This window comes from Pseudomonas sp. WS 5532, assembly GCF_012985445.1.
Classification (GTDB): Bacteria; Pseudomonadota; Gammaproteobacteria; order Pseudomonadales; family Pseudomonadaceae; genus Aquipseudomonas; species Aquipseudomonas edaphica.
Genome location: NZ_JAAQWK010000014.1, coordinates 129299 through 148457 on the forward strand (window position 1 = coordinate 129299; position 19159 = coordinate 148457).

A 19159-nucleotide genomic window follows, 5' to 3' on the forward strand; every position below is an offset into this window, starting at 1 on the left:
GGGATGAACGTGGTTAATATACGCCCCGTGTTGCGGAGAGCTGGCCGAGTGGCCGAAGGCGCTCCCCTGCTAAGGGAGTACACCTCAAAAGGGTGTCGGGGGTTCGAATCCCCCGTTCTCCGCCATTATTTGCTTAGTACGTTGCAATCTGGTTTTTTCGCTAAGTTGTTGAAATTAAACGAAAAAATAGCTTTACATAGAGATTGAACGGCCTATAATGCGCGGCAACAAATGCACTCGTAGCTCAGCTGGATAGAGTACTCGGCTACGAACCGAGCGGTCACAGGTTCGAATCCTGTCGAGTGCACCATTTAAGAGTCAGTTGCAGCAATGCAGGTGACTTGGCTTCAACCAGTTGTGATCTGGTCTAAAAACACAATCTGCACTCGTAGCTCAGCTGGATAGAGTACTCGGCTACGAACCGAGCGGTCACAGGTTCGAATCCTGTCGAGTGCACCATACAAACAAAAAGCCCGCCTAGTGCGGGCTTTTTGCCGTCTGGGGTTTGTGTAGGATTTCAACTCTTTCTCCTGTCTCATGTGTTTTCCTTTCGGGCTGTGTCGTCGCAGTTCATAGATGCAGCCAATGCTCAGCTTTGGCTCGCAAGCGCTTGTTCTTTCCAGTTTTTTAACGTTTAAAGCGCGCGCAGCGTGTATCATTGCGCCCGTCAGCCCCGCCGGGGCTTGTGGAATACCTCCATGGACTTACCCAGTAGTTGCTCAGTACCCCGTTTTACCAATCATGAATTGACTGATTGATCCTTCCGGCGTGCCCCGCTGCTGGGAGTGGAGTTCGCCTATGACCGAAGTAGAAGTAAAGAAAACACAAGACAGCCTGCAGGATCGCCTGGCTCAAGTCATCGAGCTGCTGCAGCGTCAGCGCGTGGTCGAAGACCTCACGCACCGCCAGGAAGGTCCGCACCACGACCGCGTCGAAAACCTGGTTCACCGGCAAAACCTCGTTGAGCTGCAACGCAAGCTCGATGATCTGCACTCCGCCGACGTCGCTTATATTCTTGAAGCCTTGCCACTCGATGATCGACTGACCCTGTGGCAGTTGGTCAAGGCTGACCGCGACGGCGACATCCTCCTTGAAGTATCCGACTCGGTCCGTGAAACCCTGATCGCCGACATGGACGATCACGAGCTCCTGGCCGCTGCCAAGGAGATGGACGCCGACGAACTGGCTGACCTGGCGCCTGAGCTGCCGCGTGATGTTGTCCATGAGTTGATGGAGGCCCTCGACAGCCAGCAGCGTGAGCGTGTGCGCTCCGCGTTGTCTTATGACGAGGATCAGGTCGGCGCATTGATGGACTTCGAGATGGTCACCATCCGCGAAGACGTCAGCCTGGAAGTGGTCTTGCGTTACCTGCGTCGGCTCAAAGAGCTGCCGGGCCATACTGACAAACTGTTCGTGGTCGACTACGAAGGCATTCTCAAGGGCGTGTTGCCGATCAAGCGCCTGCTGGTCAATGATCCGGAAAAGAAAGTAGCGGATCTGATGGCCAGCGATACGGTGAGTTTTCACCCGGATGAAGACGCCTACGAGGCTGCCCAGGCATTTGAGCGTTATGACTTGATCTCGGCGCCTGTGGTCGACAAGAACGGCAAGCTGATTGGCCGTTTGACCATCGATGAAATGGTCGACCTGATTCGTGAAGAGAGTGAAACCGAAGTCCTCAACATGGCGGGTCTGCGTGAAGAGGAAGATATTTTTGCGTCAGTCTGGCGCTCCCTGCATAACCGTTGGGCGTGGCTTGCGATCAACCTGATCACGGCGTTCATCGCTTCGCGCGTGATCGGGTTGTTCGAAGGTTCCATCGAGAAGCTTGTCGCCCTCGCGGCGCTGATGCCGATCGTGGCAGGTATTGGGGGTAACTCCGGTAACCAGACCATCACCATGATTGTGCGTGCCATGGCACTGGACCAGGTGAGTACGGCCAACTCCTCGCGCCTGTTGCGCAAAGAATTGGCCGTGGGCCTGATCAATGGCTTGGTGTGGGGCGGGGTGATCGGCGTGGTGGCCTACTTGCTGTATGGCAGTTGGTCGCTGGGCGTGGTGATGACGGCTGCCATGACCCTCAACCTGCTGTTGGCGGCGTTGATGGGCGTGTTGATCCCCATGACACTGGCACGCCTGGGGCGCGACCCGGCCATGGGTGCCAGTGTGATGATCACGGCCATGACCGACAGCGGTGGCTTCTTCATCTTCCTGGGCCTGGCGACGATCTTTCTGCTCTGATCCCCTGTGGGGGCGGGCTTGCTAGCAAATGCAAGCTCGCTCCCACACAAGCCCTCTGCGGTGCCCTCAAATTTCACGCAAAAAAAAGCCAGCATAGCGCTGGCTTCGGCTTTCAGTTGCAGATCAATTGGCTTCTGCGGCCGCCTCAACGTCGTGCGCGATAAGCGAGACGAGAGCATTTTGCTGGCGGTGGGAGAGCTGACGAAAACGCTGCAGCAGTTCGCGTTCGTGTAGTGACAGCTCAGGGCTGTCCAGGCGCATGCTCAACTCTTCGCCCAACGCACCTTCCTGAATAAGGCTCTGCTCCAGGCGCGCGATGATTTCGGAGTTCATGCTGCGGTGATGATTGCGAGCCACCTCGGCAATGCGTTCCCGCATTCCGTCTGGCAGACGTACGACGAACTTGTCAGCCGTACGGCTGGAATAAATTGCCTGTTTCAATGGGCGCATATATTTAACCGGTTAGTTCAGGGGAGCGGTTTTTGGAATTGGCCGCAAGATGAGTGTTAAGACAAGGCTCACGACCAAAGTTCAACCCGAATTGCAAAGAGGCCGCATCATGCCTCAGATTTGACATTTCCTTGGCGTCAATTCTGTGACAAATATTGAACTGACTAAAGGCTTAATGCCAGCACTCATTTGCATTTTTGCGGACTGGTTGGAAAACTTTTCAACGCGTCATTCCTCTGGGGAACTTCCCGTAAGTCCAGGCTCGCGCAGGGATTGAGGCCGCATATCCTAAAGCAAAGTGGCCTTTTGCCCTTATCTTTAAGACTAGTGGCAATTTGCCGATTTGCTAGGGCGGGGCGACATAAGGTCGAGGGAGGGAGGTGGCGCAGAGATTACCGCAAAACGGGGTCGAATTTGATTTTGCGGCCCATGAAAAGCGTCAGCACAAGCAGGCTCGTGAATACGCCGGCTGCGACCATTGCAGCAGTTTGTCCATCTTCGGAGCTGGCGCCCAGGCCCAGGAGGCCAGTGGCGACAGTCAGGCATAAAAACAGCCAGGCGGATTTGCTCATGAATGGCGTCCTTAGAAAACCCAATGTTCGGATGCCGGTGCAGTCTGGGTGCCTTGGGTCAGGCGTACCGGCGATTGCGCGTTGGGCGTCATCACCGCCAATTGCGGGCGTTGTTGCAGATGGTGCGGCACGGCCTGGCTAAGTTGCGCAGGATCATTACTGCCGGTGGATTGGAAATGAAACATCACCAGTGCAGCCAAGGCTATGGTGTTGAGGGCTAACAGAAGGGCACTGTTCATGGTCATGTTCTCCGCTAAACGCCGTGGCTGGATGGGTTTGTAGGAGAAGTATTGCAGGTCCCGTGCCAATCTATTATTTCATTAAAATCAATGACTTGAGTCTACTTTAAAGCGGCGTCGGGTTGCAATTTGCAATGATGGCATTTTGGGGTAATGCATTTTGCACGACAGCATCCAGGCCCCGTGGCTGCGGGGCAACGCGGGCCTCGGTCGAACAAGGATCGGCCTACACTCAAAAAGCCCACGGACGACATGACAAAACCCACCTTGGCCGTTAACATGCACGCCGTCCGTCGCTGTGCCCCGTGCCCGATGGCTGTCATTTGTCCCAGTAGCTCAATTGGATAGAGCATCCCCCTCCTAAGGGGAAGGTTGGCCGTTCGAACCGGCCCTGGGACACCATCTTCAAAAGCCCTGCACAGGTTGTCCTGGCAGGGCTTTTTTGTGCGTGCCTGCAACACCGGTCGAACCTTGCCGCCTATCAGGGTTCACAGCAGGTGCGCAGTGTGTTTCTCGTCGCTTTTGTACGTTGCATATGTACCTTGCATGCGGCCAGGCAGCGTCTGAACGATTAAGCAAAATATTCCCCGGAAAACGGCCCGCTGCGTCTGTCCGCTCCCGGCAACCCCGGACTATCATGCTGATAGCCCTGTCCCTCACTGCAAGGAGCCGCTCGGAACGCCGATGCGCCAGATCTGGAAATCTTTTCGAGCCCTTTATTTCGCCTCCTTGATGATGTTGATCGGGTCCGGCCTGCTCAGCACTTACCTTGCCTTGCGTCTGGCAGCCGACCACGTCGACAGCCTGTGGGTGGGTGCGCTGATGGCGGCCAACTACTTCGGCCTGGTGCTGGGCGGCAAGATCGGGCATCGCCTGATTGCCCGCGTCGGGCATATTCGCGCGTATGCCACCTGTGCCGGGATTGTCGGCGCGGCGGTGTTGGGCCACGGCCTCATCAACTGGCTGCCGGCCTGGATTGTGCTGCGGATGATCGTGGGCCTGGGGATGATGTGCCAGTACATGGTTATCGAAAGCTGGCTCAATGAGCAGGCGGACGCCAAGCAGCGCGGCGTGGTGTTCAGCGGCTACATGATCGCCTCCTATCTCGGGTTGGTATTGGGTCAGTTGATCCTGGTCATGCACCCGCAGCTTGGCCTCGAATTGCTCATGCTGGTGGCGCTGTGCTTTGCCTTGTGCCTGGTGCCGGTGGCCATGACCCGACGCATTCACCCGGCGCCGCTGCACCCTGCGCCTATGGAGCCGCGCTTCTTTATCAAGCGTGTGCCGCAGTCGCTGAGTACGGTGCTGGGCGCGGGGCTGATCGTTGGCTCGTTCTACGGCCTGGCGCCGTTGTATGCCTCGCAGCAAGGCTTGAGCACCGAGCAGGTCGGTCTGTTCATGGGTAGCTGCATCTTTGCCGGTCTGTTGGTGCAGTGGCCATTGGGTTGGTTGTCGGACCGCTATGATCGCGCCTTGCTGATTCGCTGCTTTGCCTTGTGCCTGGCGGTGGCGGCGTTGCCATTGGCCGTGATGACCCAAGTGCCGCTGGAAGTGCTGTTTGTGGCTGGCTTCCTGTGTTCGCTGGTGCAGTTCTGCCTGTATCCGTTGGCTGTGGCGTTCTCCAATGACCATGTGGAAGGTGATCGCCGCGTGTCGCTGACGGCCATGTTGCTGGTGACCTACGGCATCGGCGCGAGTGTCGGGCCGCTGTTGGCGGGTGTGGTGATGAAGCTGTTCGGCAGCCACATGCTGTACGCCTTTTTCAGCCTGTGTGCATTGGTCCTGGTATGGCGGATCCGGCCGAAGGCGGTGACTAACCTGCATCAGGTGGACGATGCGCCGCTGCATCACGTGGCGATGCCCGACAGCATGTCCAGCTCGCCGCTGGTGGCCTGCCTTGACCCGCGGGTGGATGAAGCGGTGGTGCAGGAGCAAATGCAGAGCGTGGTGCCCGACCCGGAACCTGAAATCGAAACTGACCCGCAACAACCCGCGGATGAACCGGCTTTTGAAGGGCCGCCGGAGCCTCTGGGGCCGGACGAGCATCCCCACGACTTGAGTAGGGCACGCCCCTGAAAGCAAAAACGGGCAGATCCCATCAGGATCTGCCCGTTTTTATTCATACGGCCTTTAAGGCTTAAAGGTCGTCGTCTTTGTCAAAGCGCCGCGCTTCACGCTGCAACTGATACACAAAACGTTCAACCTGGCGCTGAACCAAGCCGCTCATGTTATGGAAGCGCACGCCGGCGAAGGTGGTGTTGATCTTGTCTTCGACGTGCAAGTAACGCAGCTCCACCGAGGTGGTCATGCTGCCAAAGGGCAGGGCGGCGATAAAGCGGTCATAGACCTGGCCCAGCTGCAGGCGATCGGAAATGTCGCCTTCAAAACGCAGCTTGCAGCCGGTGGCGGAGATGTCCAGCAGTTTGCCGTTGATCGGTGCCTTGAGCTTTTCGCCACCCAGCTCGATGCTTACCAGTTGGGCCAGCTTCAACGCTGCCCGAAAGGCATTGCGACGCTGATGGTAGACCACCTCGTCGGGCATGCTGCCGGTGTAGATGCGGTGGCCGCCTTTTTCACTGATGGTCAGTGTGCCGTTGCTTTCCCAGGCGACACGCACACCGTCATGGAAACCTTCAATGCGGAACGGTTCGCCGTTCTCAAGGTAGCGTTCACCGTCGCGGGGGATCATTTCGTCCAGGGCGAGCGTTTTGCTGTCCCGATCTATATCCACCAGATAGCTTTGGAACCGCTGGCTGCGTTCATGGAAAGTGATAATCAGCGGGTCATGGCTTTCTTGCAGCATTCGCAACGTGCTGGCGATTTCCAGAGGCGTGGTGAGCACCTTGGGTGGCTGCGGAGCATCTTCCGCATTAAGGGCGTTGAACACGGTTCTTCCATCTCCAGGCAAAATACGACTACACGCAAGAACCGGCATTTTGCCAGCATGTAGCGCGCCTTGGATAGGGCGCGCTGTAAACCGGTGTCAGGCTTGGCTGCGGGTGCTTGGCTTGACCAGGCGCGAGGTCGACCCTTGGGCGTTGTACAGCGCCGGAGGCTCTCCGCCGTGGAGTATACGCAACTGGTTGGCGGTCGTTGCCTGCTGTAGCTGGATCGATTGGCCGTTGAGCAGGTTGGCTTCCTGGCACTGGGCGAGCAATTGATTGAGTGCGGTGCTCTGCGCCAGCAACTGTGCGCCTACCGAGGAGTGGCTGGCCAGTTGTGCCAGGCCGTCATGATCAGCCGGCAGGCCCAGGCTGATGAGAATTTCGCTGCGCTTCTTGCCATGCTGCTCCAGCAGCACGATCAGCGACTGTTTGCGCGCCAGGATTTCCTCCAGCAAGCGCATATCCCGGCCATAGAGGGCCAGGGATTCTTCTTTGAGCAGCTCGAGCAGAAGTTGCGTCGGCGCCAGATCATCAATGATCAGTTCAAGCAGATGTTCGTCGTGGTGCATGGCTGGCCTTGGGTTTTAAGCGTCCACAAGCCCTGCGCAGGCCTTTGCCTAGCGCTCGGCTTCGAAGTTAAGCAGCTTGCTGGCTACACGGTTGCTGTCGACCTTATAGCTGCCATCAGCGATTGCCTGTTTCAATTCGGCCACGCGGGCTTTATTGACAACGGGTTGATCGCGCAGCGAGTCAGTGACCTTCTGCAACTGTTGAGCCTCATTGCTCAGGTGTACCGATTCCCCGCTCTGGCTGGCGCTGGCCTGTTCTGTCTTGGCCGCAGGTGCTGGCTGGGACTTGGCTTCTACGCCGTCCTTTGCCCCGCTGGTGCGCGTATTGCCCGGCAAAGCCTGGGTGTTATTTAAACGACTGAAATCAATGACCATGTTAAAAAAACCTCTGGGTATTTGGACGCTTGCCATGTTTTCGGCCATACCCGGACAAACTTTAGGCTCGTTTGACAATAAACCTGTACAGGTCGACATCCCACGCACAGTGTAGGAAAACCTGGCGTTTCACACCAGTGATCTCACAGCGGTGATCTTCTATAGCGCCACCTCAACCTGGCCCGGCGCGGTCACCTGCGCCTTGATCACACGGTTGGAATTGAGGTTCTTGACCCGGATCTGCTCGCTCATCCCGCCGTTGGACAGCGCCTCCCCCGGCATTTTTACCATCAGCCCGCCGCTGCTGGCGGAAATCACCACCTGGTCGCCCTTGCGAATCACCTCAGCCTGTTCCAGATGCACCAGCGTAATGACCTGGTCGGTGACCATTGGTCGGGTCAGTTTCTGCCCGATGGCTTGGTCCACAGCGGTGAGGTAACCCTGGTTGATCAGGCTGATGTCGCGTTCACGCAGGGCCACGTCTTCAAAACCAATGATGCCGGTGCGTTTGAGCGGGCGTGTGACCACAACCACATCGCGGAACAGTTTGACCTGTGCCGGTACAAACACGGTCCAGGGTGAGGCGCCCTCGCAGCGCACTTTTACCGTCACGCGGCCGATGGGCTGGGCCGGGCTTTCGAGGCTGGCCGTCAATTCCTTGTCGCACATAGGCATGCGCAGGCGCGGGTCCAGTTGGTTGACCTGGATTTCGTAACGCCCCGGCGTTTGGGTGGTCGCCAGATAATCTTCTACAGTGAACTCAAGAAAGCCTTGGGTGACGCCGATAAGGAGATCAGGCAAGGTGACATTATCTGCGCGAGCCGTGGTGCCCGAGCCCAAGGCAAGCAAAGCCATCGTTGCGCAGAGCAATCTGCGATACCGTGGGATGCGTCGGAAAACTGTCGTTTTAAGGTTCATAGACCAATAAATAGCAAAGCCCGTGCCGTTTAGTGTTGGGTGAGCGTCGTTGCCCTTGTAGGTATAGCCAAAGGTTTTAGCGTAGGAGTCAAGGCATGGCAGGAGTAATGGACTCAGTAAACCAGCGCACACAGCTGGTAGGGCAGAATCGCCTGGAACTGTTGCTTTTCCGCCTGGACGGCAAGCAGCTGTACGGCATCAATGTGTTTAAAGTGCGGGAAGTGCTGCAGTGCCCCAAGCTGACCATATTGCCTAAATCCAGCCCGGTGGTCTGCGGCGTAGCGAATATCCGAGGCGCGACCATCCCGATTCTCGACCTGGCCATGGCCACCGGTTCCTCGGGGTTGCAGGACCGCGAAAGCCCCTTTGTGATCATCACCGAATACAACACCAAGACCCAGGGTTTCCTGGTGCGCTCGGTGGAGCGCATCGTCAATATGAACTGGGAGGAGATCCATCCGCCGCCCAAGGGCACCGGGCGCGATCACTACCTCACGGCAGTGACGCGGGTCGACAACCAGTTGGTCGAAATCATCGACGTGGAAAAGATCCTCGCCGAAGTCGCACCCACCTCGGAAACCATTTCGGTTGGCGTGGTAGACGCCGAAACCGCGCACAAGGCAGTGTCACTGCGTGTGCTGACGGTGGATGACTCCTCGGTGGCACGCAAGCAGGTCAGCCGTTGCCTGCAAACGGTCGGCGTGGAAGTGGTGGCCTTGAACGATGGTCGCCAAGCCCTGGATTACCTGCGCAAGCTGGTGGACGAAGGCAAGAAGCCGGAAGAAGAGTTCCTGATGATGATCTCCGACATTGAAATGCCGGAAATGGACGGCTATACCCTCACGGCCGAGATACGTAACGATCCACGCATGCAAAAATTGCATATCATCCTGCATACTTCCTTGTCGGGCGTATTCAATCAGGCGATGGTCAAGAAGGTCGGTGCTGATGACTTCCTGGCCAAATTCCGCCCTGATGACCTGGCATCCCGGGTAGTCGACCGGATCAAGGCAGCAGATCACGGCTAGGGGGATTTCCTCCTGGCGGTCACACGATTTAAGAGGCGGTATCATTGTCTACGGGTAATTTGGATTTCGAACAGTTCCGGGTCTTCCTGGAAAAAGCCTGTGGCATATTGCTCGGTGAAAACAAGCAGTACCTGGTATCCAGCCGTCTCAACAAACTGATGGAACAGCAGGGCATTAAATCCCTGGGTGAGTTGGTCCAGCGCATCCAGGGGCAACCGCGCAGTGGGCTTAAGGAAATGGTGGTAGATGCCATGACCACCAACGAAACCTTGTGGTTTCGTGATACTTACCCCTTTGAAGTGCTCAAGAACAAAGTGCTGCCGGAGGCCATCAAGGCCAGTCCCGGCCAGCGCTTGCGCATCTGGTCGGCCGCCTGTTCGTCGGGGCAGGAGCCGTACTCGATCTCGATGTCCATCGATGAGTTCGAGCGCACGAACATGGGCCAATTGAAGGCCGGCGCGCAAATTGTCGCCACCGATTTGTCCGGCACCATGCTCACCAACTGCAAGACCGGCGAGTACGACAGCCTGGCCCTGGGCCGCGGTTTGTCCCAGGAACGCTTGCAACGTTTCTTCGACCCCAAAGGGGCAGGACGCTGGGCGGTCAAGGCGCCGATCAAGAGCCGGGTGGAATTTCGCTCGTTCAACCTGCTCGACAGCTATGCCAGCCTGGGCAAGTTCGACATGGTGTTCTGCCGCAATGTGTTGATCTACTTCTCGGCAGAGGTGAAGAAAGACATCCTGTTGCGCATTCACGGTACGCTCAAGCGTGGTGGTTATTTGTTCCTGGGTGCATCCGAAGCGCTCAACGGCTTGCCGGATCATTACCAGATGGTGCAGTGCAGCCCCGGGATCATTTATCAGGCCAAATAAAGGTGGCTTGAGCATAAAAAAAACGGGAAGCCCCGCAAAGGCTTCCCGTTTTTTATGCGCGCCAAGCGCCAGTTTTTTACGGGCGGTGGTCAGGGTTTGGGTGTCATTCGGATATTGCCCAAGAATAGAAGATGGTTCCTGCTGGGGATGGTCTCGTTGAAAATACCCAAATGCACGGTGCCGGTACTGCTTGCGGTAAATGTCCCGGTTCCGGTTTGTGTTGATGCGTTGGTTATGTTTTGTACGTTGGCGCCGATTCGGCTGCCGTTAACCGTCAGGTACAGCGTCGAGCCATCTCCGGCGGCTGTACCACCCAGGACGTCAAAGCTGACATCGTAGATGCGCCCAGCGATGACCGATACGGGTTGGGTGATGATGTGAGCCTTGGTTACCTGGCTGCTGGGCAGGTCAACGACCACGCTGCCGTTGACGATGTGCAGCACCCTGCCTGCATAAACTGACTGAGGTACCCAGCCCTGGAAGGTGCCATCGGCGAAATCCCACACTGTGCCAGGAACAGGCACAACGATGCCGCCGGCATCGATGGACACGGTTGCGTTCGGCGCAAAGTACACGTCGCTGCCACGTCGAACGCGTAGTATTAAAACAACATTGGTGCCTGACTTACCGACAATGATTGAACGGTGAGTCAAAAAGTTGAGCCCGGCCTCGTCTTTCTCCACCTCAAAGCTCAGGTTGTACGTTCTGCCTCTTTCGCCGATCAAATTTGCGTTGACGAAATCACCCTGCTTGACGGCAAAGGGGCAAAACAATTCAACCGCATTGCCGATCAGCAGTCTGGTCGAGAGGTTTGGAATGGGTAGCGCGTTGTCCTGCAGGACGAATCTGAGGGGGGGAATAGTCAGCATGGTGTGCCTCTGCTTTATGCATGTAGGGGGTCACCCGATGAGGCACGCAAAGACGTAGGCGCAACAACTGTCAGAAATGACAGTGCAGACGAGCGGTCAAGGTATCTGGCGCACTGGGGCAGCCTGTTGAAGGATTGCCACCGGGTGTAAAAGCGGCAACCGCCATTGCCGCTTTACTGGCGCCACGCGGAAGCCCATTGCCGCTTTTCTGGCATTGCCGCCGGCAAACCTTGCGCAAACCCTTGTAATACGGGCCTTCGGCGAATTGGCATGGGCCTTGCTATAACCCAGATACGAAAAGCAGGTCAGCCTAAAGGTTTCCGCCATGAGCATCAGCTTCGATAAAGCGCTCGGTATCCACGAACAAGCCCTGGGCTTTCGCGCCCAACGTGCCGAAGTCCTGGCCAACAACATTGCCAACGCCGACACCCCGAACTACAAGGCTCGGGATTTGGACTTCTCCGCCGTGCTCGCCGCACAGCAGGACAAGACCAAGAACGGCACCTTTGCCTTGAACATGACTAACAGCCGTCATATCGAAGCGCAAGGCCTGGGCAATGGTGACGAGTCGCTGCTGTATCGCACGCCGATGCAGCCGTCGATCGACCAGAACACCGTCGACGCCCAGCTGGAGCAATCGGCCTACGCCGAGAACTCGGTGAACTTTCAGGCCAGCTTCACCCTGCTTAACAGCAAATTCAAAGGGCTGATGTCAGCCCTGCGCGGAGAGTAAGCCATGTCCCTCGCCAGTGTTTTCAATATTGCCGGCAGTGGCATGAGCGCGCAGACCACGCGTTTGAACACCGTCGCCAGTAACATCGCCAACGCCGAGACCGTGTCTTCGAGCATTGACCAGACCTACCGCGCCCGTCACCCGGTGTTCGCCACCATGTTCCAGGGCGGCCAGGCCGGCCAGAGCGGCAGCGGTGATTCACTGTTCCAGAACCAGGATGCGGCGGGCCAAGGCGTGCAGGTGCTCGGCGTGGTCGAAGACCAGAGCAACCTGGAAGCCCGCTACGAGCCTAACCATCCGGCCGCGAACGAAAAGGGTTACGTGTACTACCCCAACGTCAACGTGGTCGAGGAAATGGCCGACATGATTTCCGCCAGCCGCTCGTTTCAGACCAACGCGGAAATGATGAACACCGCCAAAACCATGATGCAGAAGGTCCTGACCCTGGGTCAGTGATAAGGGGCGCCAAATAATGGCCATTGTTGATACCACTTCTACACCCAACACGGCGGTTCAGGACCTGTTCAACTCCAAGGTCAAGACTGCCACAGACAACAGCGGCCTTGATGGTGCCGCCAAGGCGGCCACGGGCAACCAGGCGCTGGGCAAGGATGCGTTCCTGCAACTGCTGGTGACCCAGCTGAAAAACCAGAATCCGCTGTCGCCTCAAGACAACGGCGCGTTCGTGGCGCAGCTGGCGCAGTTCAGCAGCCTGGAAGGCATCAACACCCTGAACGACTCGGTGAATGCGATCTCCAGCAACTTCAGCTCTTCGCAAGCGTTGCAGGCCTCGTCACTGGTCGGGCGTTCGATCATCACCCAGACCGACAAGGCCATGGTTGATACCAGCAAGAGCATGACCGGCTCGGTGGCGGTGACGGCAGCGACAGGTAACGTCTCGGTAAAAATCACCGACAAAGACGGCAACGTGGTGCGCACTATCGACATGGGCGCCCAAAGCGCCGGCAATTCAAGCTTTATATGGGATGGCAAGAACGACAAAGGTGAAGTCGCCCCCGCCGGCACTTATACCTTCGCGGCCAGCACCAAGAATGACAAAGGCGACTCGGTTGCCCTGTTGACGTCGCTGCCGGCAACGGTCACCAGCGTGACGTTGAGCAAGACCGGCGGCGAAATGCTGCTCAACCTTGCAGGCGGCATGGGCAGCGTCAAGCTGTCGCAAATTCAGACTATCGGTACATAGAGCCGGCTAAATACGGCAGAAGGAGAGAAACATGTCTTTTAACATCGGCCTTAGCGGCCTCTATGCGGCCAACAAACAACTGGACGTGACGGGCAACAACATTGCCAACGTTGCGACCACCGGTTTCAAATCGTCCCGTGCGGAGTTTTCCGACATCTACGCGGCGTCCAAACTGGGCACTGGCCAGAACAGTGTCGGCAGCGGCGTGAACCTGGCGGCGGTGTCCCAGCAATTCACCCAAGGTGACGTCAACAACACCGGCGGCTTGCTGGACATGGCGATCCAGGGCGGTGGCTTCTTCGTGCAGAAGGGCAGTGACGGTTCGCTGGAATACACCCGCAGCGGCACCTTCCGTTCGGACAAAGACGGCTACATCACCAACAACACCGGCACCTCGCGCCTGCAAGGCTACGCCGCGGACGCCGATGGCAACATCATCAAGGGCGCGCTGACCGACCTGCAATTGAACCTGTCGAACCTGCCGCCCAAGGCGTCCACCAAAGTGGACTCCACCAGTAACCTGAACTCTTCCTCGCCGGTGATCGATCAGGCGGCGCACCCGTTCGATCCAACCGAGTCCAGCTCGTTCAGCACCCAGTACAACACTACGCTGTACGACACCCAGGGTAACGCGCACCCGATGGTGCAGTACCTGGTCAAAACGGATTCCAATACCTGGAAGTCCTACACCCTGATCGACGGCCGTAACCCAGACGGTTCGGCGCCTACCGGCACAGGCTCGACGCCACCGGTGGCATCGACGTTGAGCTTTGACGGTGCTGGCAAACTCACCGGGATTGTCACCGGGGGCACCTCCAGCACTACCTTGCAGCTGACTGGCTGGGTGCCGGGTACAGTGACCAATGGCGTGTGGACCAAAAACGGCGCGAATGCCAACCCTGGCGGTATTGCCATCAACATGGGCAACATCACCCAGTACAACTCGGCCACCTACCGTAACCCACCGGTCACCGATGGCTATGCCACCGGCCAGATCACCGGTCTGAATATCGACGGTAACGGCGTGCTGTTCGCCACCTTCAGCAACCAGCAGAGCAAGGCCATCGGTCAGCTCTCCCTGGCCAGCTTTAACAACGAGCAGGGTCTGCAGCCGTCGGGTGGCACCACTTGGAAAGAGACCTTCGCCTCGGGCCAGCCGGGTTATGACGCCCCGCAATCCGGCACCTTGGGTTCGATCGTGTCCAAGTCCCTGGAAAACTCCAACGTCAACCTGACCAACGAGCTGGTGGACCTGATCAAGGCCCAGAGCAACTACCAGGCGAACGCCAAGACCATCTCCACCCAGAGCACCATCATGCAGACCATTATTCAGATGACCTGATGCGGTTGGCCTGACACTGCTGTGAATGAAAGCCCCTCTAGCGAGGGGCTTTTTTTTGCCTGCTATTTGGATCAGCAACCATTCCCACCCTTTGCTCAATTGCGAGCTGACAGGCCTTTGTGGAACCGACCTCGCCGTTCTTTCCACTTATCGGACTTAAAGGTGCTGGATCTTAGGGGGCGGGGTATGTGGAATTTGTCGGTGTCTGGCCCTGGGGCTGGAAGTGTGCGTTATGACGTCAGTGGCGCGGGGCAAAACCTGTGGGGCGCTAACCCTACAGAGGAAAAAAAGGATGACGTAGAGGCCGATAAAAAAACCGTCGCCCAGATGCTCAAACAGCTGGATGACGCCGAAAAGGGCAACAAGAACCAAACTGCCCAGGACTTGCGGGACAAGCTCAATGAAAAGCGTAAAGCGCTGGGGGAGGAGAAGTTCAAGGAGATCCTTGAGCAGTTGAAGAAGGACGCGTCCACCGATTTGCTCGCGTTGTTGAAGAGGCTGTTTCCGGATTTATTTGCGGATGAGCCGTCTCCAGCGCCAGCTCCTGGACCGTCACCAGGTGGTGGTGGTGGTGGTGGTGGTGGCAGGGTAAATCCGAAGAATTTCGGCGGTAGCGAACCCATGAGTAATCTACCGATTACCGACGGTTCCAAGCATTTCAACTACAAGCCAGATGCAAGCAACCCAGGTAAAAAGCCGGACAATATCTGGAGTGGTTTCAGCCAAGGCCCTGACGGCAATTGCGTCACCGTTTCCGCGATAAAGGGGGCGATGATGAAGTTTGGTCAAAAACCTACCGACGTCTTCAAGGATGTGAAGGAGACGGGAGGGGGTTACTACGTAAAAATGCGAGACGGTTTCGAGCTTACTTTATCTAAGGGTGAGTTAAGGCATGCAGCCGCTTACGCGCAGTTCAAGGGCGATAATCCGGGCATGATTACCGACGCAAACTTCATGTATGCCGCGAGCGCCAAGCGGGCTCAAATGGAGGGCAATGGCTACGATGACAACCCCAATGCTGCAAAACAGAGTTTCGCTCATGCGATGCAAAGTTTGAACAATGGCGAAATGGGTTGGGAAGCGCTGGACCGGCTTGGCCTGAAAGACCTCTACAGGCGGTCTTCGAGTTCCGAGTTGGCAAGTGGCAAGCTGGGTGTTGTGGATTATGGCCACCATTCAATGGCGGTGATTGGCGGGCGTATTGAATTGTGGGGTGGGCGCGGTGAAGGGCCCCAGGAAGGCAACGCCTACGCATTCGTGTAGCGCAAAAAAAACCGATAAACCCAAATGCATTCAGGTTTATCGGTTTTTTTACATCCCGGGCGTTCAAGCCCGGGACTCACTCAGCTTATTGGCAAGCTTCGCAATCCGGCTCATCAATCGCGCAAGCCTTTGGCACGGGTGCCGGGCCGGCTGGAGCAGCCAGCACCGAATCATCACCGTGGTTGCCGCTGGAAACAGCGTTGAGCTTACCGGTGTTGATGGTCGACTTCTCGGTGCTGGTCGCGGCCAGGGCACGGAGGTAGTAAGTGGTTTTCAGGCCACGGTACCAGGCCATGCGGTAGGTCACGTCGAGCTTCTTGCCCGATGCACCGGCGATGTACAGGTTCAGCGACTGAGCCTGGTCAATCCACTTCTGGCGACGACTGGCGGCGTCAACGATCCACTTGGTGTCCACTTCGAAGGCGGTCGCGTAGAGCTCTTTGAGTTCTTGCGGGATGCGTTCGATCTGCTGCACCGAACCGTCGTAGTACTTCAGGTCGTTGATCATGACCGAGTCCCACAGGCCGCGGGCCTTGAGGTCACGAACCAGGTACGGGTTGATCACGGTGAATTCGCCCGACAGGTTCGATTTCACATACAGGTTCTGGTAGGTCGGTTCGATCGACTGCGACACGCCAGTGATGTTGGCGATGGTTGCGGTCGGTGCGATGGCCATGATGTTGGAGTTACGAATACCTTTCTGCACACGGGCACGTACCGGCGCCCAGTCCAGGGTTTCGTTCAGGTCAACGTCGATGTACTTCTGGCCACGCTGCTCAATCAGGATCTGTTGCGAATCCAGCGGCAGGATGCCTTTGGACCACAGCGAGCCCTGGAACGTCTCGTAGGCGCCGCGCTCGTCGGCCAGGTCGCAGGAAGCCTGGATCGCGTAGTAGCTGACCGCTTCCATGGACTTGTCGGCGAACTCGACGGCAGCGTCCGAACCGTAAGGAATGTGCTGCAGGTACAGCGCGTCCTGGAAGCCCATGATGCCCAGGCCGACCGGACGGTGCTTGAAGTTGGAGTTCTGCGCCTGTGGCACCGAGTAGTAGTTGATGTCGATAACGTTATCGAGCATGCGAACGGCGGTGTTGACGGTGCGTTCCAGCTTGGCGGTGTCCAGCTTGCCGTTGACGATGTGGTTCGGCAGGTTGATCGAGCCCAGGTTGCAAACGGCGATCTCGTCCTTGTTGGTGTTCAAGGTGATCTCGGTGCACAGGTTCGAGCTGTGGACCACGCCCACGTGCTGCTGCGGGCTGCGCAGGTTGCACGGGTCTTTGAAGGTCAGCCATGGGTGACCGGTTTCAAACAGCATGGACAGCATTTTGCGCCACAGGTCTTTGGCCTGGATGGTCTTGAACAGCTTGATCTTGCCTGGGTACTGGGACAGGGCTTCGTAGTACTCGTAACGCTCTTCGAAGGCCTTGCCGGTCAGGTCGTGCAGGTCCGGCACTTCGGACGGCGAGAACAGGGTCCACGGGCCGTCATCGAAGACGCGCTTCATGAACAGGTCAGGGATCCAGTTGGCGGTGTTCATGTCGTGGGTACGACGACGGTCATCACCGGTGTTCTTGCGCAGCTCGATGAACTCTTCAATGTCCATGTGCCAGGTTTCCAGGTAGGCACATACAGCGCCTTTGCGCTTGCCACCCTGGTTCACGGCTACAGCGGTGTCGTTCACTACTTTGAGGAACGGTACAACGCCTTGGGACTTGCCGTTGGTGCCCTTGATGTAAGAACCCAGTGCACGCACCGGCGTCCAGTCGTTACCCAGGCCGCCGGCGAATTTGGACAGCATGGCGTTGTCGTGGATCGCGTGGTAGATGCCCGACAGGTCATCCGGCACGGTGGTCAGGTAGCAGCTCGACAGCTGTGGACGCAGGGTGCCGGCGTTGAACAGGGTTGGGGTCGACGACATGTAGTCGAAGGACGACAACAGGTTGTAGAACTCAATCGCGCGGTCTTCTTTTTGCTTCTCTTCAATCGCCAGGCCCATGGCCACACGCATGAAGAACACTTGCGGCAATTCGAAGCGGATACCGTCCTTGTGGATGAAGTAACGGTCGTACAGGGTTTGCAGGCCCAGGTAGGTGAACTGCTGGTCGCGCTCGTGGTTGATCGCCTTGCCGAGTTTTTCCAGGTCGAAGGTGGCCAGGATCGGGTTCAGCAATTCGAATTCGATGCCCTTGGCGATGTAGGCCGGCAGGGCCTTGGCGTACAGGTCAGCCATCTCGTGGTGGGTGGCGCTGTCGGCCACGCCCAGGAAGCCCAGGCCTTCGGCACGCAGGGTGTCCATCAGCAGGCGCGCGGTCACGAACGAGTAGTTCGGCTCACGTTCAACCAGGGTACGGGCGGTCATCACCAGGGCGGTGTTGACGTCGGTCAGGGCCACGCCGTCGTACAGGTTCTTCAGGGTTTCGCGCTGGATCAGGTCACCGTCGACTTCTTCCAGGCCTTCGCAGGCCTCGGTGATGATGGTGTTCAGGCGGCCCAGGTCCAGCGGAGCAAAGCTGCCGTCGGCCAGGGTGATGCGGATCGATGGGTGAGCTTGCACGGCCGATTCTTCAGCCGGGGAGCGCACGGCACGTTCCTTGGAACGGGCGTCACGGTAGATCACGTAGTCGCGTGCAACTTTCTGCTCGCCGGCACGCATCAGGGCCAGTTCGACCTGGTCCTGGATTTCTTCGATGTGGATGGTGCCGCCCGACGGCATGCGACGTTTGAAGGTCGCGGTAACCTGTTCGGTCAGGCGGGCAACGGTGTCGTGGATGCGCGACGAGGCAGCAGCGGTGCCGCCTTCAACTGCAAGAAACGCTTTGGTGATGGCGACGGTGATTTTGTCATCGGTATAAGGAACGACAGTGCCGTTACGCTTGATCACACGCAGTTGGCCAGGTGCAGTGGCGGACAGATCCAGGTTCGAATCAGCGGCCTGCGGCACGGAGCCTTGCGGGTTCTCGCGAGTTGTGTCGGTTTGCATGGGGGGTTGTCTCCACATTCTATATTTATTTGGGCACCATCACGGTGCCCACCGTTCCGTCCTGAAGCACTTACAACAGGCCTGGGCCTGGCATAACAACTTCGGGACAGGAGGAAGGGAGCTATTCGCGCCGCTTCCATGCCGAAGTCTTCGGTTCGGGGCTTGAAAGAGCCCTTGGCCGTATTCCTGCCGGGTGACAGTTGCTCGCTGCAAGCACTGCAACACCCGTACCGTTTTCTGCCAATCGGGCTGGAAAACGGTTGCCATCCGCGTGCGCGGTTTGGGCTTTTAAAAAATGCTTTGGTTCAACCAAACAGGAGCAAGAAAGCGCTTGAGTTTCTTGTCTGATTTGTGTTTGGTTTTTTGCTTAAAACCCTACATGTAGGGTTTTTTTAGCGCCGAGGTACAAGATAATGCGTTTTGGGGGGCTTAGCAACGCACTACCTGTGGATAACGCTGTGGGTAAAATGTGTATGAAACGTGGAACACCCGTGTAGGCCGCAGTACTGCTGGATTACGCCGTTTGTCACCGAATATTCCAAGGCAAAAACCGTCTGTTGGTTTTTTGAGGGCGCGAACCCTATCACAAAAAAACGCGATCACCGAATGGATTTCCCGG

At 57.4% G+C, this 19159-nt stretch carries 18 protein-coding genes and 4 tRNA genes; 13 read left to right on the forward strand and 9 right to left on the reverse strand.

The window, feature by feature from the left end; all coding sequences use genetic code 11:
• Positions 1 to 34 precede the first annotated feature (34 nt).
• The 4 genes from HBO23_RS22575 to mgtE all read left to right on the forward strand — a co-directional run bounded on the left by HBO23_RS22575 (position 35) and on the right by mgtE (position 2241).
• A tRNA-Ser gene (locus HBO23_RS22575) sits at positions 35 to 125 on the forward strand.
• A gap of 108 nt (positions 126 to 233) precedes the next feature.
• Positions 234 to 310 (forward strand) — tRNA-Arg (locus HBO23_RS22580).
• 72 nt (positions 311 to 382) lie between these two features.
• Positions 383 to 459 (forward strand) — tRNA-Arg (locus HBO23_RS22585).
• A gap of 339 nt (positions 460 to 798) precedes the next feature.
• The gene (mgtE, locus tag HBO23_RS22590; RefSeq protein ID WP_017138415.1) at positions 799 to 2241 is read left to right on the forward strand and encodes a magnesium transporter; all 1443 of its coding nucleotides are present in this window, start codon (positions 799 to 801) and stop codon (positions 2239 to 2241) included.
• 123 nt (positions 2242 to 2364) lie between these two features.
• Here mgtE and HBO23_RS22595 read toward each other — a convergent pair whose 3' ends face one another.
• From HBO23_RS22595 to HBO23_RS22605, 3 genes are all read right to left on the reverse strand, one after another.
• Positions 2365 to 2691 (reverse strand): Arc family DNA-binding protein, encoded by a 327-nt coding sequence (locus HBO23_RS22595; RefSeq protein WP_003193592.1) that lies wholly within the window; start codon positions 2689 to 2691, stop codon positions 2365 to 2367.
• Positions 2692 to 3083: 392 nt separating this feature from the next.
• Complete coding sequence (locus tag HBO23_RS22600; protein WP_170039824.1) at positions 3084 to 3263, reverse strand: PA3371 family protein; 180 nt, start codon at positions 3261 to 3263, stop codon at positions 3084 to 3086.
• Positions 3264 to 3274: 11 nt separating this feature from the next.
• A complete protein-coding gene (locus HBO23_RS22605; RefSeq protein ID WP_099548206.1) occupies positions 3275 to 3502 on the reverse strand; it encodes a hypothetical protein in 228 nt (75 codons plus the stop codon).
• Positions 3503 to 3827: 325 nt separating this feature from the next.
• On the opposite strand from HBO23_RS22605, the gene HBO23_RS22610 reads away from it, so the two are divergent.
• Together HBO23_RS22610 and HBO23_RS22615 are read left to right on the forward strand one after the other, a co-directional pair.
• A tRNA-Arg gene (locus HBO23_RS22610) sits at positions 3828 to 3904 on the forward strand.
• Between the two features lie 282 nt (positions 3905 to 4186).
• Positions 4187 to 5578, forward strand: a complete 1392-nt coding sequence (locus tag HBO23_RS22615) for an MFS transporter (RefSeq protein WP_017138393.1) — start codon at positions 4187 to 4189, stop codon at positions 5576 to 5578.
• A gap of 61 nt (positions 5579 to 5639) precedes the next feature.
• Here HBO23_RS22615 and HBO23_RS22620 read toward each other — a convergent pair whose 3' ends face one another.
• The 4 genes from HBO23_RS22620 to flgA all read right to left on the reverse strand — a co-directional run bounded on the left by HBO23_RS22620 (position 5640) and on the right by flgA (position 8249).
• Complete coding sequence (locus HBO23_RS22620) at positions 5640 to 6389, reverse strand: flagellar brake protein (protein ID WP_170039835.1); 750 nt, start codon at positions 6387 to 6389, stop codon at positions 5640 to 5642.
• Between the two features lie 96 nt (positions 6390 to 6485).
• Entirely contained in the window at positions 6486 to 6956 is a 471-nt protein-coding gene (locus HBO23_RS22625; RefSeq protein WP_170039837.1) for a flagellar protein FlgN, read from the reverse strand.
• Positions 6957 to 7004: 48 nt separating this feature from the next.
• Complete coding sequence (gene flgM, locus HBO23_RS22630; RefSeq protein ID WP_138452185.1) at positions 7005 to 7331, reverse strand: flagellar biosynthesis anti-sigma factor FlgM; 327 nt, start codon at positions 7329 to 7331, stop codon at positions 7005 to 7007.
• 159 nt (positions 7332 to 7490) lie between these two features.
• Complete coding sequence (gene flgA, locus HBO23_RS22635; RefSeq protein ID WP_026013793.1) at positions 7491 to 8249, reverse strand: flagellar basal body P-ring formation chaperone FlgA; 759 nt, start codon at positions 8247 to 8249, stop codon at positions 7491 to 7493.
• Between the two features lie 95 nt (positions 8250 to 8344).
• Between flgA and HBO23_RS22640 the strand changes: the two genes are divergently transcribed.
• Together HBO23_RS22640 and cheR are read left to right on the forward strand one after the other, a co-directional pair.
• A complete protein-coding gene (locus HBO23_RS22640; protein WP_017138388.1) occupies positions 8345 to 9277 on the forward strand; it encodes a chemotaxis protein CheV in 933 nt (310 codons plus the stop codon).
• 44 nt (positions 9278 to 9321) lie between these two features.
• Positions 9322 to 10149, forward strand: a complete 828-nt coding sequence (gene cheR / locus HBO23_RS22645; RefSeq protein ID WP_017138387.1) for a protein-glutamate O-methyltransferase CheR — start codon at positions 9322 to 9324, stop codon at positions 10147 to 10149.
• An 89-nt stretch (positions 10150 to 10238) separates the two neighbouring features.
• On the opposite strand, the gene HBO23_RS22650 is transcribed toward cheR, so the two are convergent.
• Positions 10239 to 11018 (reverse strand): hypothetical protein, encoded by a 780-nt coding sequence (locus HBO23_RS22650; protein WP_170039839.1) that lies wholly within the window; start codon positions 11016 to 11018, stop codon positions 10239 to 10241.
• A gap of 325 nt (positions 11019 to 11343) precedes the next feature.
• Between HBO23_RS22650 and flgB the strand changes: the two genes are divergently transcribed.
• The 5 genes from flgB (at position 11344) to HBO23_RS22675 (ending at position 15560) form a co-directional block, all read left to right on the forward strand.
• Positions 11344 to 11751: a flagellar basal body rod protein FlgB gene (flgB, locus tag HBO23_RS22655; RefSeq protein ID WP_003214246.1), complete on the forward strand. Its 408-nt coding sequence runs from the start codon at positions 11344 to 11346 to the stop codon at positions 11749 to 11751.
• Positions 11752 to 11754: 3 nt separating this feature from the next.
• Positions 11755 to 12207, forward strand: a complete 453-nt coding sequence (flgC, locus tag HBO23_RS22660) for a flagellar basal body rod protein FlgC (protein ID WP_017138385.1) — start codon at positions 11755 to 11757, stop codon at positions 12205 to 12207.
• A gap of 16 nt (positions 12208 to 12223) precedes the next feature.
• Positions 12224 to 12955 (forward strand): flagellar hook assembly protein FlgD, encoded by a 732-nt coding sequence (gene flgD / locus HBO23_RS22665; protein ID WP_017138384.1) that lies wholly within the window; start codon positions 12224 to 12226, stop codon positions 12953 to 12955.
• Positions 12956 to 12986: 31 nt separating this feature from the next.
• Positions 12987 to 14297 carry a flagellar hook protein FlgE gene (gene flgE, locus HBO23_RS22670; protein ID WP_017138383.1) on the forward strand — a complete coding sequence of 437 codons (1311 nt, stop codon included), beginning with the start codon at positions 12987 to 12989 and terminating at the stop codon, positions 14295 to 14297.
• Between the two features lie 327 nt (positions 14298 to 14624).
• Positions 14625 to 15560, forward strand: a complete 936-nt coding sequence (locus HBO23_RS22675) for a hypothetical protein (RefSeq protein ID WP_262378213.1) — start codon at positions 14625 to 14627, stop codon at positions 15558 to 15560.
• 85 nt (positions 15561 to 15645) lie between these two features.
• On the opposite strand, the gene HBO23_RS22680 is transcribed toward HBO23_RS22675, so the two are convergent.
• Positions 15646 to 18540, reverse strand: coding sequence for a ribonucleoside-diphosphate reductase subunit alpha (locus HBO23_RS22680; RefSeq protein WP_099548171.1), 2895 nt, complete (start codon positions 18538 to 18540; stop codon positions 15646 to 15648).
• Positions 18541 to 19159: the final 619 nt, after the last annotated feature.

What these genes read in the sequence shown, in the direction of transcription:
- HBO23_RS22615 (WP_017138393.1), top strand. Translation starts at nt 4,187, where the DNA reads ATGCGCCAGATCTGGAAATCTTTTCGAGCCCTTTATTTCGCCTCCTTG.
- flgD (WP_017138384.1), top strand. Translation starts at nt 12,224, where the DNA reads ATGGCCATTGTTGATACCACTTCTACACCCAACACGGCGGTTCAGGAC.
- flgE (WP_017138383.1), top strand. Translation starts at nt 12,987, where the DNA reads ATGTCTTTTAACATCGGCCTTAGCGGCCTCTATGCGGCCAACAAACAA.
- HBO23_RS22595 (WP_003193592.1), bottom strand. Translation starts at nt 2,691, where the DNA reads ATGCGCCCATTGAAACAGGCAATTTATTCCAGCCGTACGGCTGACAAG.
- mgtE (WP_017138415.1), top strand. Translation starts at nt 799, where the DNA reads ATGACCGAAGTAGAAGTAAAGAAAACACAAGACAGCCTGCAGGATCGC.
- HBO23_RS22680 (WP_099548171.1), bottom strand. Translation starts at nt 18,540, where the DNA reads ATGCAAACCGACACAACTCGCGAGAACCCGCAAGGCTCCGTGCCGCAG.
- HBO23_RS22600 (WP_170039824.1), bottom strand. Translation starts at nt 3,263, where the DNA reads ATGAGCAAATCCGCCTGGCTGTTTTTATGCCTGACTGTCGCCACTGGC.
- flgC (WP_017138385.1), top strand. Translation starts at nt 11,755, where the DNA reads ATGTCCCTCGCCAGTGTTTTCAATATTGCCGGCAGTGGCATGAGCGCG.
- flgA (WP_026013793.1), bottom strand. Translation starts at nt 8,249, where the DNA reads ATGAACCTTAAAACGACAGTTTTCCGACGCATCCCACGGTATCGCAGA.
- flgM (WP_138452185.1), bottom strand. Translation starts at nt 7,331, where the DNA reads ATGGTCATTGATTTCAGTCGTTTAAATAACACCCAGGCTTTGCCGGGC.
- flgB (WP_003214246.1), top strand. Translation starts at nt 11,344, where the DNA reads ATGAGCATCAGCTTCGATAAAGCGCTCGGTATCCACGAACAAGCCCTG.
- HBO23_RS22650 (WP_170039839.1), bottom strand. Translation starts at nt 11,018, where the DNA reads ATGCTGACTATTCCCCCCCTCAGATTCGTCCTGCAGGACAACGCGCTA.
- HBO23_RS22625 (WP_170039837.1), bottom strand. Translation starts at nt 6,956, where the DNA reads ATGCACCACGACGAACATCTGCTTGAACTGATCATTGATGATCTGGCG.
- HBO23_RS22675 (WP_262378213.1), top strand. Translation starts at nt 14,625, where the DNA reads ATGCTCAAACAGCTGGATGACGCCGAAAAGGGCAACAAGAACCAAACT.
- HBO23_RS22605 (WP_099548206.1), bottom strand. Translation starts at nt 3,502, where the DNA reads ATGAACAGTGCCCTTCTGTTAGCCCTCAACACCATAGCCTTGGCTGCA.
- HBO23_RS22640 (WP_017138388.1), top strand. Translation starts at nt 8,345, where the DNA reads ATGGCAGGAGTAATGGACTCAGTAAACCAGCGCACACAGCTGGTAGGG.